The following is a 14218-nucleotide window of genomic DNA, read 5'->3' as shown; positions in this document are numbered from 1 at the left end:
CATTAAACACTCTAGAGTCAAAAGTAATACTTTTCAAGCTTTTTTATTGTATTATTCTAGTAAATTAATAATAAAATTTAAACTACTTTTAAAAGTATATAGAATAAAAAAATATTTCTAAATAATTGTAAATATAGTTTACTTCTAAATAATTATGATTTTATTTGAATTTATATTCATCTATAAATAAATATTTAAGAATAAATTAAACAATTCAACTAAACAAAAAACTTTCATACCTACAACCAATTCGTATGATCAACTTTATATCACATGTTTAAACTAAAAAACTTTTTTATTTCAATACTTTTAGTAGTCACTACTTTCGCTACACATAAGTATTTTGATCAGAAAACTAACAACATTAAAAATTCTAATGACATTGTTCTTGATACTTTTTTGAAAAAACAAGAAAAGAGAAAAAATGGTTATGCAAAATCTGACAAGCCAGACCAATTTTTAGAGGTAATGCGATCCTTGAAAATAGGAGAAAATAATGAAAAATATCCTGATGGATATAAACTCAAAGAAACAATTAAGGCTCAACATATTCTCCAAAAAAGTAATAGTAGAATACTTAAAACAAATCCAATTACTTCAGAGCCTTGGATAGAAAGAGGTCCAAATAATGTACCAGGTAGAACTAGAACAATTATAGTTGACAAACTAGATAAAACAGGTAATACTTGGATAACTGGATCTGTTTCGGGAGGTATTTGGAAATCACAAGATAAAGGTGAATCATGGTATTCATTAACTGAAGATTTACCTAATTTATCTATTTCACATATTGCTCAATCTGAAAGTAACCCCTCAATTTTATATGCTTGTACTGGAGAAGGTTACGGAAATTTAGATGGTGTTAAAGGTGATGGAATTTTCAAGTCAATTGATGGAGGAAACTCGTGGTTTTCATTAGAGAACACAATTGACAATCAAGATTTTCAAGTAGTTAACAGAATTATCGTTGACCCTGAAAATGAAAATAATCTAACTGTTTGTACTTCAGCAAATCCTAATGGTTTATCATACAGATCCTCTATTTTCATAAGTAACGATGGTGGTGAAACTTGGACAAGAACATATAGATTGAATAATGGCAATTTTAACTTTGCTATCCATCAGGTTATTGCAGATCCTAATGATTTTAATATTCAATTTGCTGCGGCAAAAAACATTGGTATTTTTAAATCTACAGATAGAGGTCAATCTTGGAATGAAGTTGAAGGGATATTTACAAATGGAAGAGTTGAGATCTCTATATCAGAGGTAGATTCAAGGTATATGTACGCTTCAATCGCTGGTGATGGTGCCGGTAGCGGTGATGGAAATTTATATATATCTCGTGATAATGGTGATAATTGGACATTCCTTCAAGCTGAGGAAAATTATCAACGATATCTAGGAGGACAAGGCTGGTACGACAACACTATTTCTTCTCACCCTTTTGATACGTTAAGTTTCTATGTAGGTGGTGTTGATCTGTGGAAAATTAATATTACTGAGGGAACGAATACAATTAATTTTCAACGAGTTTCTGATGCATATGGAGACAATGATCTAAATAGTTCTATCATTTTTGAAAATGGCCGTGTTATTGAAGGTTTTCACCCTGATCACCATTATTTACTCCCAGTAGTAACCTCAGATTCAACATTCTACATTATAAATACAAATGACGGAGGTGTTTACTATTCTAATACAGGAAAAAATCCAGGTGAAAATGATGGTGACTGGACTTTTGCTGGTACTGGTTACAATACAACTCAATTTTATGGAATTGATAAAAAAACTGGTGCAAATCAATATGTTGGTGGATCTCAAGACAACGGAACATGGATTTCGTCAGTAAACCCAACTAGTCAGTCTCAATATCAAAAGTTTTTAGGTGGTGATGGTTTTGAAGCTGTATGGAATAGTGCAGATGGAAATAAAATATTAGGTTCAATTTACAACAATATCATTTACAGGAGTAATGATGGTGGTAATACCTATTTTAGAAGTAATGATGGTTTATTAGATACCGGAGATGACGCACCTTTTATTACAAAAATTGCTAATTCCAAAGAAAATCCTGATGTAGTATTTGCAGTTGGTGCTTCTGGTGTTTGGAAATCAGATGATTTTGGTGAGAATTGGTCATTAACAGAAATCAATAATCAGGGATGGATTCTTTCTTCATTTATGGATATCAAAGTTTCAAATGCAGACCCTAACGTGGTTTGGGCTGGATTTTACTTTGGAGACGGAGGAATACAAGTCTCTGTAAATAATGGTGATCAATTTAATGGCGTTAGAGCCAATAATGAACAAGATATTACTGGGTTTATATCTGGAATTGCAACTGACCCTATTGATAAACAAACAGCTTATGTTTTATTCTCCTACCCTAATCATCCTAAAATTTTAAAAACTACTGATTATGGATTCAATTGGGTTGAACTTTCTGGTTTTGGTGAGAGTGATTCATCAGCTACCGGTTTTCCAAATGTAGCTGTTTATGATCTATTAGTCTTCCCTTATAATGATGATTATTTATGGGCTGGGACTGAGATTGGAATATTTGAATCATTAGATGCAGGTAAATCATGGCATCCACTAGAAGGTGAAATTCCTGCTGTTTGTATTTGGGATATGAAGTACAGCGACAACCAAGTGTATGTTGGTACACACGGAAGAGGTATTTGGTCTGTAGATATTCCAGAGAATCCTCAACCAAAAATCACAGATCAGTTCTCAAATGTCAATGGGTATGAAATTACATTTGAAATTCAAACAGATGCTGATTCTATTGTTGTTGTAAACAGAAACAAAGGACATATTGAATCTTTTAATAGATCATTTAGTGAGGGTGAAAATCTTATTTCTATCAATAATGATTCACTTCAAGGAAATAGTGAAATACAACTAATCAGCTACAAAAATAATTTACAGTATAAAAGTAAAATCTTTAAAACAAGTAGAGTTCAGTTTAACGAAGCTATGGATGAATATTATAATGATTTTAAAGACTTTTCAACTGTAGCTGATTTCCATAACGAAGGTATTTCATTTAGGTCTTCAGTTTCAGGTTTTTCTTTTGCCGGATTACATTCTCAACATCCATTTGAAGAAGCTTCTCCAAAATATTCTTATTTAAAAACGCCAATAATCATAAAAGAAGATAATCCAAACTTCTATTATAAAGATGTTACATTAATGTCTCGTGAAGATGGTTATGTTAGTGTTGAAGCTAAAAGAGGAAGTGAAGATTGGGTAAGTATTAGTGGGTTATATAATAGTAGCCTAAATGAACAATGGCAATTATACTCAGAAAGAGGATCAAACGGAGCCGAAACTTTAGAGGTGAAACATCAAATTGATTTAAGTCAATACTATAGTACTGGTGATACTATATTAGTTCGTTTTAAAATTAATTCAGATGAAGAGGCATCTAACTGGGGATGGGCCATTACTTATCTCAATATTCAGTCATTAGAAGAAGGTAATGTAACCTCAAATGAAAGTGCTCTTTTTTCTGCAATAAATGTCTATCCTAATCCAGTTTCTAATCGTACAACGTATGTAGAAATAACATCAGATCTATCAAAAGATGCCGCATTTTCTATTGTTGATTTAAATGGAAGAGAAGTAAAAAGAATTGATGACGTTAAAATATTCTCAGGAAAAAATAAGATTCCTCTTGACTTAGGTGGATTAAATAAAGGAGTTTATGTATTGATAATTAATACAGATGAAAGTCAAAATACATTTAAAGTAATTATTGAATAATTTAAAGAAAGATAAAAACGTATGTTAGCTGATTTGGTAAGTTTAGTTTAATGTACGTTTTTTGAATGAAAATTATTTATAGCTTTATCTGATATTAATTAAAGCATTTATGGCAAGAGTCAAACCTAAGAAGCATTTAGGACAACATTTCCTTGATGATCCACAAATTGCAGATGACATTGTGAATGGCATGACACAATTTGGTGGTTATAAAGAAATATATGAAATCGGTCCTGGTACAGGTGTTTTAACTACTCGTCTTATGAAAAAAGAAGAGTATAAAACCACAGTAGTTGAAATCGATACAGAATCTGTAGTTTACCTTGAAAATGAAGTAGGTCTCCCTAAAGATCAGATTATTGAAGGTGACTTTTTGAAGTTAGATTTTGACAAGATCGCTCCTCACCCTGTAGGTTTGATAGGCAACTTCCCTTACAATATTTCTACACAGATTTATTTTAAAATATTAGAACATAAAGATCAAATCACAGAATGTGTTGGTATGATCCAAAAGGAAGTCGCTGAAAGAATTGCAACAAAAAAAGGTGGAAGAACTGCTGGGATCTTAACAATATTAGTTCAAGCATTTTATGATGTAGAATATCTTTTCACTGTACCTCCAGGTGTTTTTATACCACCTCCTAAAGTTGATTCTGCTGTAATTCGTTTACAGAGAAATGACAGAAAAGAGTTACCATGTAAACAAGAAACTTTCTTTAAAGTGGTAAAACAAGCTTTTAGTACCAGAAGGAAAACGCTTCGTAATGCAATGAAACCTTATGGATTACCTGCAGAGTTACTAGAAGATCCAATATTTAAAAAACGAGCGGAAGAGCTATCTGTTGAAGATTTTATTGATTTGACAGTCAGAATTGAAGCTACTAGAAAATAACTATAAAGGAGTTGAGTAATTTCAACTCCTTTTTTATGCATGATATTTTATTGAATCTCTAAAATTATCCCTAAATTGTATTACTAATTAGAATAATGATTCATAAAAATTAACTATCATGATAAATAACTCCCATAAAATCTATGAAATTTGGCTTAATAATATAAGTGGAATTGGTGGAGCAACTTGTAAACAACTTATCAGCCATATTGGAAGTGCTGAGCAAATATTTAACGCTTCATTTAAGGAATTAATAAAGGTTCCCAATATCGGTGAGGTTTTAACGAAAACTATTATCCACTCCAAAAATAAGATTGATGCAGCCCAAAAAGAACTTGAATATGCTTCTAAACATGACACTAGAATATTAACCTATTTGGATAAAGAGTTTCCTGAACGTCTTAAACATCAAAAAGACTCTCCTTATTTAATTTATGTAAAAGGAAAATCACTTGGTTTAAAAGGGAAAAAAAATGTTGCTATCGTTGGCTCAAGGGCCGCTACAAACTATGGGCAATACGTTACGAAGAAAATAGTTGAGAAACTAAGAGAACTAAATGGTATTAACATAATCAGTGGTTTAGCCTATGGTATTGATATCCATGCACATAGAGCAGCATTAGAATGTAACTTAGGCACTATTGGAGTTATGGCAAATGGCTTAAGTATGGTCTATCCAAAAGTACATCAACGTACTGTAAGAGAAATGTTAGAAGATAATAAAAGTGGTATAGTTTCAGAAAATAATATGTATTCTCAACCTGATGCTCCTAAATTCCCAGCTAGAAATAGAATAATTGCAGCTTTATCTGACGCGATTATAGTGGTTCAAGCCAAAAAGAAAGGAGGTGCTCTTATAACTGCAGATATTGCGAATAGTTATAATAAAGATGTATTTGCTGTTCCTGGTTTGATTACTGACCCCCTATCTGAAGGTTGTAATAATTTGATCAAATATCACAAAGCTCACCTTTTTTCTTCTGTAGATGATATCATTAAAGAATTGAATTGGGATCAAGAAAGTCAGCAAAATAATCAAATGTCTATGTTCCAAAAAAGTAATCTTTCTCCTTTGGAACAAAAAATTACTGATGTAATTGTTGATCATCCCCTACAAATTGAAGAAATTGCAATACAATCACAGATTCCTTTACCCAAGTTGGCTAGTACTTTACTTCAACTTGAACTTAAAGGTGTAGTGAAATTAAAAGCAGGAAATATTTACTCATTAAATTAAGACATTTTGAAAATCGTTTTAGCCCCAAATACATTTAAAAATGGAGTTTCTTCTATAGAAATTGGTCAAGCAATGAAAGAAGCTTGGTTAGAAGTTCGAAAAACGGATGAAGTAATTGTCAAACCGATGGCAGATGGAGGTGATAATTTTGCTGAAGTTATTGGAACAGTTAAAGGAGGTAAACGAATAGATGTCGAAACAAAAAATGCTATAGGAGAAATACATAGAGGGCATTATTACAGAATAAATAAAGCTACCGCTGTAATTGATTTGGCTTCTAATTGTGGGATTCAAACAATTGGCAATAATCAATTAGATGCATTAGAGAGTAATACAGAAGGATTTGGAATTGTTATTGATCAAGCTATTGAAGACGGCTGTAAAGAATTCATTTTAGGACTTGGTGGAAGTGCTTCTACCGATTTTGGCATGGGAGCTCTTTATGCTTTAGGTGTTCGATTTGTCACCTTTGAAAATAAAGAAATCGTTCCAAATGGTCGCAACTTAGATCTAATTTTAGGATTAGATTTAAGTGTTTTACAGAAAAAAATTGAAGGAATTAAATTCTTCATGGCCATAGATGTTGAAAATAAATTATTAGGTAAAGAAGGTTCAGCACAAACTTTTGGTCCTCAAAAAGGAGCATCTAAAACTGAAGTTGAACTACTGGAATATAACTTAATCCATATCAGTCAACTGACTCAAAAATTAACAGGCAAAGCAGTAACACAATTTATTGGTGGAGGTGCAGCCGGTGGAACTGCAGCAGGGTTTTGGGCATTTTTACATGCTGAACCCATGAAAGGGAGTCAATTTGTAATGGAGGTTTTAAATATCCATGAAGATATTGAAGATGCAGATTTAATCATTACAACAGAAGGTCAAATCGATAGTCAATCCTTAAAAGGAAAAGCTCCATTTGTAATAGGTCAATATGCAAAGCAATGTAATCGACCATGTTTATGTTTTGTTGGTAGTAATCATTTAACTGATGAAGATAAACATCCCTTCTATTCTATTTTTAATATTAATAGAAAATTCAGCACTCTAGAAGAAGCCATTAAAAACACTATCCCAAACATTCAATTTCTCACAAAACAAATAGCTAAACTTACAAAAATCACGAACAAAAAAACCTTATAAAATATTAACAGATTTTCACACTGAATATAGTAAATATCACTATTTTTTTATCAAATTGCGGTTTAATATGATAGGAATGTATCGTCTTTAAATATGAGTTACAAAGATTTAAGATGGTAATTATTACCTCTTTGATTAAACTTCATTTTTTCACCCTACATTAAGCATTGACTTTCAATCAACTATCTATCAATGTTAATTTTTTGAATTAGCATTTTTAAAAAGTAACTAATTAAAACTTTCAATTTTTAGCAACTTCCATTCTTATGACAAGAATTACCAAATTATTCGTTACGCTATTTGTACTAGTGTCAAGTGCGAATTTGTCATTTGGTCAAAAGGAGTTCTATAATAACAGCAAGTTTAAACAACTTGATGAAGAACTTCCTACACCGAACGTTTATAGAACAGGTTCTGGTGCTCCAGGACATGAATATTGGCAACAAAAAGCAGATTATGTAATTGAAGCTTCAATTGATGAGAAACTTCATAGACTTACAGGATCTGAAACTGTTACCTATTACAACAACTCTCCTGATGCTCTAACGTACCTTTGGATACAATTGGACCAAAATATGAGAGCTACGGACTCTGATACGTATAAAATCAGACAAAACAAAGTTGGTGAAAAAACAAATATCAATCGCTTAGCAGCAGTTGATGGTTTCCCTGAGTATGATGGTGGTCACAAAATCCAAAAAGTGACTGGTAAAGATGGTGCTGATTTACATTATGTAATCAACAAAACAATGATGCGTCTTGATTTACCTCAACCATTAAAGCCGGGCGAGCAATTCTCATTCAGCATTGATTGGTATTACAACATCAATGATCGTCTATTAATGGGTGGCCGTGGCGGTTACGAAACTTTTGCTGAGGATGGTAATACTATTTATACTATTACTCAGTGGTTCCCAAGAATGGCTGTTTATGATGATTTCAACGGATGGCAACATAAACAATTCTTAGGTAACGGTGAGTTTGCTTTAACTTTTGGTGACTATGATGTAAAAATCACTGTGCCATCTGATCATATCGTAGCTTCAACTGGTGAATTACAAAATCCTGATGAAATTTTATCAGATGAGCAAAAGAAAAGATTTGAAGAGGCAAAAACTGCTAAAAAACCAGTAGTTATTGTTTCTCAAAAAGAAGCAGAGAAAAAAGAGAAAACTGTTGAGAAAGGAACTAAAACTTGGCATTACAAAGCGAAAAACGTAAGAGATTTCGCATTTGGTTCGTCACGTAAGTTTATCTGGGATGCAATGGGTGTTGACATCAACGGAAAAACTGTAATGGCAATGTCATACTATCCTAAAGAAGCTAACCCTCTTTATGGTCAATATTCAACTGAAGCAGTAGCTCATACTTTAGAGGTTTACTCTAAATATACTATTGATTATCCTTATCCTGTTGCTATCTCTGTTGAAGCTTCAAATGGTATGGAATATCCAATGATCTGTTTCAATTATGGTCGTCCTGAAAAAGATGGTACTTACTCTCCACGTATCAAATACGGAATGATTTCAGTAATTATTCACGAAGTAGGTCACAACTTCTTCCCAATGATCATTAACTCTGATGAGCGTCAATGGACTTGGATGGATGAAGGTTTGAACACTTTCTGTCAATATTTAGCGGAGCAAGAATGGGAAGTTAATTACCCTTCTCGTAGAGGTCCAGCTGAAAATATTGTGAATTACATGAAAGGTGAGAAAAACAATATCTCTCCTATCATGACTAATTCAGAGTCAATTCAACAATTTGGAAACAATGCTTACGGTAAACCAGCCACTGCCCTTAATATCTTAAGAGAAACAATTATGGGTCGTGAGTTATTTGACTATGCATTCAAAGAATACTCTACTAGATGGGCATTCAAACATCCTAAGCCAGCAGATTTTTATAGAACTATGGAAGATGCTTCAGGTGTTGATTTAGATTGGTTCTGGAGAGGTTGGTTCTTTACTAACGAAGCAGTTGACATTTCAATTGATGACGTTCAATATGTAGAAATGGATACTCAAAATCCTGACGTAGAAGAGAAAAAACGTAAGGAAGCTAGAGATTCACAACCAAAAGACATCACTACTATTCATAATGAAGAATCTAATTTATCTCGTAGAGTTGATAGAAAACCTGAATTAAAGGATTTCTACAATAGCTATGATGAATTAGATGCAGATTATGAAGAATATGAGCAGTATAAAAAATACTCGGCTTCATTAAATGCTGATGACAAAAAATGGATTAATTCTAATAAGTACTTATATCAAGTGAATTTCAAAAATGTAGGTGGTTTAGTAATGCCTATTATTATTGAATTACAATATGAAGATGGTACTTCAGAGAAAAAATATATCCCCGCTGAAATCTGGAGAAAAGATGATGTAGTAGTTACTAAAGTATTTGTATGTGAAAAGCCAGTTACTCAGTTTGTATTAGATCCAAACAGAGAAACAGCTGACATTGATACAGAAAACAACTACTTCCCTCGTCAAACTCAAATGAGTAGATTCCAGTTGTATAAATCTGGTGCTAGTCAACCAAGATCTTATGATTCTGGTCGATTAAATCCAATGCAAAAAGCGAAGAAGAAAAAATAATCTTCAACACTAACGGCCATCTTCAAACGATGGCCGTTTTTATTTTAATTATGAAAAAGACACTATCTATACTTCTTGTTTCTTTAGGTTTTACATCAACAACTTTTGGACAACAAGAATTTTATAACAATAGTAAGTTTAAACAACTTGAGGAGGAATTACCTACTCCAAATGCTTATAGAACAGGTTCTGGTGCTCCCGGTCATCAATATTGGCAACAAAAAGCTGATTATGTAATTGAAGCTAAATTAGATGAAGAAAAACATCAATTAAGGGGTATTGAAACAATTACATATACCAATAATTCTCCTGATCAAATTAAATATCTTTGGATACAATTAGATCAAAATATGAGAGCTAAAAACTCTAATACTTACAAGATCAGTCAAAGTAATATTAAAGAAAAAGCCTCATTAAAGAAATTAAAGAGAATAGAAGGTTACCCTGAATACGATGGAGGTCATAAGATCTTAAAAGTTTTAGACCACAAGAAAAATGAACTCCCATATGTCATTAATCAAACGATGATGCGTATTGATCTACCTCAAGTAATGAAGCATGGAGATCAAATTTCATTTTCTATTGAATGGTACTACAATATTAATGATCGAAACCTCATGGGAGGTCGTGGTGGCTATGAGTCTTTTGAAGATGGAAATACTTTGTATACGCTTACACAATGGTACCCAAGAATGGCTGTTTATGATGATGTAAATGGTTGGCAAAATAAACAATTCTTAGGTGATGGTGAATTTGCTTTAACTTTTGGAAATTTTGACGTTAAATTAACTGTTCCTTCAGATCATATTGTTGCTTCTACGGGTGTTTTACAAGATTCTACAGTATTAACCGAAGAACAAATTGCTCTTTTAGAAAAGGCAAAATACGCAGAAAGACCTGAAATGATCATTGATCTAAAAGAGGTTAAAAAGAAAGAAAAGAAAAAGCAAAAAGGAACGAAGACTTGGCATTATAAAGCTGAAAATGTAAGAGACTTTGCTTTAGGATCATCAAGAAAATTCTTGTGGGATGCTATGGGTGTAGAAGTTGGTGGTAAAACAGTGATGGCTATGTCTTATTATCCAAAAGAAGCTTATGATTTATATAAAAGATATTCAACTGAAGCTGTAGCTCATACTTTAGAAGTATATTCAAAACATACTTTTGCTTATCCATATCCAGTTGCTATTTCTGTAGAGGCAGAAAATGGAATGGAATATCCTATGATTTGTTTCAATTATGGTCGTGTGGATGAAAAAGGCAATTATACTAAAAGAACAAAGTATGGCATGCTTTCAGTAATCTTCCATGAAGTTGGTCATAACTACTTCCCTATGATTGTCAATTCTGATGAACGTCAATGGACATGGATGGATGAAGGTTTAAATTCTTTCCTACAATTTTTAGCGGAACAAGAGTGGGAAGAAAATTATCCAAGTTTAGAAGGACATCCTGAATTGATTGTAGATTATATGAAAGGAGATCCTAAAGGTATTTCTCCAACGATGACCAACTCTGAATCGATTCATCAATTTGGATATAATGCTTATTCAAAGCCTGCCACAGCTCTAAATATCTTAAGAGAAACAATAATGGGTAGAGAATTATTTGATTATGCATTTAAAGAATATGCTAATCGTTGGAAATTTAAACACCCTACTCCTGCTGATTTCTTTAGAACTATGGAAGATGCTTCAGCAGTTGATTTGGATTGGTTCTGGAGAGGTTGGTTCTATACTACAGAACCATGTGATATTAGTATTGAAAATGTGACTTTTAAAGAATTGGATACTCAAAATCCTTCAATAGAAGAAGCAAAAAGAAAAGCGAAAAGAGATAATAAAGCTTCTGATATCACAACGATTCACAATGAGGAGGCTCAATTAGCAACAAGAGTTGAAGCTAAAAAAGAATTAATTGACTTTTATAATACATATGATCCTCTAGATAAAACACCTGAAGAAGAAGAACAATATAAAAGATATGAAGCAAGTCTTACAGCAGCTGATAAAAATTGGTTAAAAGACAGTAAATATATTTATCAAATTGACTTCAAGAATAAAGGTGGATTAGTTATGCCAATTATTCTTTTAAAGAAATATGAAGATGGCACTACTGAAAAAGTATATATTCCTGCTGAAATATGGAGAAAGGATGATGTAGAAGTAACAAAAGTATTTGTTGAAACTAAAAAGGTTGTTTCGTTCCAATTAGATCCTAATAGAGAAACTGCCGATATTGATACTTACAATAATAACTTCCCCAGAGAAGAAGTTTTAAATCGCTTTCAATTATACAAGAGTAGTCACTAAGGTTATTTCTAACAATAAGAAAGGCAGTCAAAATTGACTGCCTTTTTTGATGTTTTTTAGTTGGCGAATTCTAATAATGATGTGGCTTGTTTATCTCCTTTCTTCGTCAGAGTTGTTGTTGTGTTTTTGTAAGCTGACTGAGTATTTTTAATATACCCTTCTTGTTCGAGATAATTTGTAATCTCTTTAAGTTCTGTACTGTTTGAAGAAAAGCCCAAATGCTTTGCTATGTCCTCCATAGACTCACCTGCATTAAGGCACAGGCCCATTAAAAATTTTTGGATTTTTTGTTCTCTAGTCATGATAGTTTATGGTTGTAAACAAATAAGAATGTAAATGTTTTTGTTATTGTTTAACTAATATAATAATACGTAAAACAAATTCTTAATATCATAACTACCTATAATACAAATCCTTAGAATAATACTTTTTTATAAACGTTTATTCCAATTCCATTTCTTCTGATTTATAAATATTCCCAAAAATCTTAGTCATTTGTTTATCTGCCTGCTCCTTATGCTCTTGTTTTATATGCATGGCTACATTTACAACTGCACCTGTAAGTGCTGCGAGATCGTCTGTAAATCCAATTCCAGGAATAATATCAGGAATTAGATCAACTGGCAATATAAAATACCCTAAAGCTCCCATAATAATGAGTTTACTACTACTCGGTGTATCTTGATCTATCATTGTGTAAAATAAAACAATGGCAAAGTAGGCCACTTTTAACCCCGCTTTTTTAGCATATCGAAAGATTTTAATCCAAAATTCTTTTTCTGTAAATTTTGATGAATATTTTGTTGCACTTTTTGATAAGCTTTTTAAAATTCCTTTGTAATTCATAATACTTAAAGTAGAGTGGCAAATACGCTATTATTAAACCATTGATAGCCCATTGTTTCAATTTCATCAATGATAAGTCCTTTATGATTTTCAACCGATTTCGGTTTCATCTTACCATCAATTTTAGAAATCTGAGTAGCAATATTACTTAAAGTAACAGGTCTTGAAGATCTTCTCAAATGTTTTTTTACAATTTCTTGAATAGTTTGTTGAATTTCACTTTTATCTTCAATTATTGTTTCTTGTCCTCCTTCAACAACATTTGTAGTCAAGCCAAAAAGTTCTACAATATTAAAATTTGTAGTGATTGTATCAGCGTCCCTAGCTAAACCACTCGTATAATTCTTTTGTATTTCAATTAATCCAAGTTGAATTAATTTCCTTTTTGCACGACTTACCACTGACAAGGAAACATTTAATTCGTCTGCAATAATACTATTAGGTTCAGAAAAAGAATTGTTGAGACAATAGTATTGTAAAATAATAGCTTCAGTAGTATTGAGTTTTCGCTCTCTAATTAAGTCAAAAATTACACTCATAATAGTTATTCTTTTGTGTTGTCAGATATGAATATAGTATAATATGACCTAAATAGAAATTTTTAATAAAATAAATTAAAATATTAGATAACCTTTAAAAGCCTTAATCTATACTAAGATTCATTAAAAACAATGTCTTAACCTAACCCTTCCTTGTCTAAGGAGTATATTAAGAAAACCGAAACTTAATTTTATTATACAAATAACTAAACAATCAAAAAATGAAATTCTTGAGATTTGAAACACTTTCTTTAATGTCTCTACTGGCATTGCTGATCGGCTGTAACCCTCAAGGTCCTCAAACAGCTGATGAATACGATGTAGTCATTACGAATGTACATCCTGACGCTGATTTCTCTAACAAGAAGACCTTTGGTATGCCATGGAAAGTAACACATGTCGGCGATACTACTGAAAATGAACTTACGGATATGGATCTTGTAATTCTAAACACTGTCAAAGAAGAAATGTTAAGAATGAATTACGAATTTATTCCTGAGACGGATTCAAGAAAGCCAGATGTAGTTGCACTTTGCTACTCTGTTACTACTACTACTGTTTATAGTTGGTGGAATTATTGGGGTGGATACCCTGGTTGGGGTTGGGGCCCAGGATGGGGTTATCCTTGGTATCCTTATCCAGTTCAAGGAGTTGCCGCTTATCAAAAAGGTACAATTATGGTTGAATTAGCAGATAATATTCCAGTTAATTTACCTGCAAACATTAGTGAAAGTGATAGTGTTGCCGTTCCAATTTTATGGGAAGGTGTTACTAACGGATTCACAACCACTTCTGTTGATGAACAAAGAAGAGCAGAGAAAAACATTATTCAAATGTTTGAACAATCACCTTACTTAAACCAATAATTACAA

The 14218-nt window shown here is 32.2% G+C and carries 10 protein-coding genes; 7 read left to right on the top strand and 3 right to left on the bottom strand.

The window, feature by feature from the left end:
* Positions 1 to 273 precede the first annotated feature (273 nt).
* From ACXAHM_RS07875 to ACXAHM_RS07850, 6 genes are all read left to right on the top strand, one after another.
* Positions 274 to 3771: a VPS10 domain-containing protein gene (locus ACXAHM_RS07875; RefSeq protein ID WP_474959873.1), complete on the top strand. Its 3498-nt coding sequence runs from the start codon at positions 274 to 276 to the stop codon at positions 3769 to 3771.
* A 109-nt stretch (positions 3772 to 3880) separates the two neighbouring features.
* Positions 3881 to 4663, top strand: coding sequence for a 16S rRNA (adenine(1518)-N(6)/adenine(1519)-N(6))-dimethyltransferase RsmA (gene rsmA, locus ACXAHM_RS07870; protein ID WP_474959872.1), 783 nt, complete (start codon positions 3881 to 3883; stop codon positions 4661 to 4663).
* Positions 4664 to 4781: 118 nt separating this feature from the next.
* On the top strand, positions 4782 to 5900 hold the full coding sequence (dprA, locus tag ACXAHM_RS07865) for a DNA-processing protein DprA (RefSeq protein ID WP_474959871.1): 1119 nt from the start codon (positions 4782 to 4784) through the stop codon (positions 5898 to 5900).
* A 6-nt stretch (positions 5901 to 5906) separates the two neighbouring features.
* The gene (locus ACXAHM_RS07860; RefSeq protein WP_474959870.1) at positions 5907 to 7043 is read left to right on the top strand and encodes a glycerate kinase; all 1137 of its coding nucleotides are present in this window, start codon (positions 5907 to 5909) and stop codon (positions 7041 to 7043) included.
* A gap of 266 nt (positions 7044 to 7309) precedes the next feature.
* Positions 7310 to 9649: a M1 family metallopeptidase gene (locus ACXAHM_RS07855; protein WP_474959869.1), complete on the top strand. Its 2340-nt coding sequence runs from the start codon at positions 7310 to 7312 to the stop codon at positions 9647 to 9649.
* 50 nt (positions 9650 to 9699) lie between these two features.
* Positions 9700 to 11961, top strand: a complete 2262-nt coding sequence (locus ACXAHM_RS07850; protein WP_474959868.1) for a M1 family metallopeptidase — start codon at positions 9700 to 9702, stop codon at positions 11959 to 11961.
* Between the two features lie 56 nt (positions 11962 to 12017).
* On the opposite strand, the gene ACXAHM_RS07845 is transcribed toward ACXAHM_RS07850, so the two are convergent.
* From ACXAHM_RS07845 to ACXAHM_RS07835, 3 genes are all read right to left on the bottom strand, one after another.
* Positions 12018 to 12263, bottom strand: coding sequence for a hypothetical protein (locus ACXAHM_RS07845; RefSeq protein ID WP_474959867.1), 246 nt, complete (start codon positions 12261 to 12263; stop codon positions 12018 to 12020).
* Between the two features lie 139 nt (positions 12264 to 12402).
* Entirely contained in the window at positions 12403 to 12807 is a 405-nt protein-coding gene (locus ACXAHM_RS07840; RefSeq protein WP_474959866.1) for a YkvA family protein, read from the bottom strand.
* A gap of 5 nt (positions 12808 to 12812) precedes the next feature.
* The gene (locus tag ACXAHM_RS07835; protein ID WP_474959865.1) at positions 12813 to 13346 is read right to left on the bottom strand and encodes a hypothetical protein; all 534 of its coding nucleotides are present in this window, start codon (positions 13344 to 13346) and stop codon (positions 12813 to 12815) included.
* 221 nt (positions 13347 to 13567) lie between these two features.
* Between ACXAHM_RS07835 and ACXAHM_RS07830 the strand changes: the two genes are divergently transcribed.
* Positions 13568 to 14212, top strand: coding sequence for a DUF4136 domain-containing protein (locus ACXAHM_RS07830; protein WP_474959864.1), 645 nt, complete (start codon positions 13568 to 13570; stop codon positions 14210 to 14212).
* Positions 14213 to 14218: the final 6 nt, after the last annotated feature.

Source organism: Flammeovirga sp. AWQ4_249, from assembly GCF_056161045.1.
Note: the sequence above shows the minus strand (reverse complement) of the source record. Positions and strands in the feature narration are given on the sequence as shown.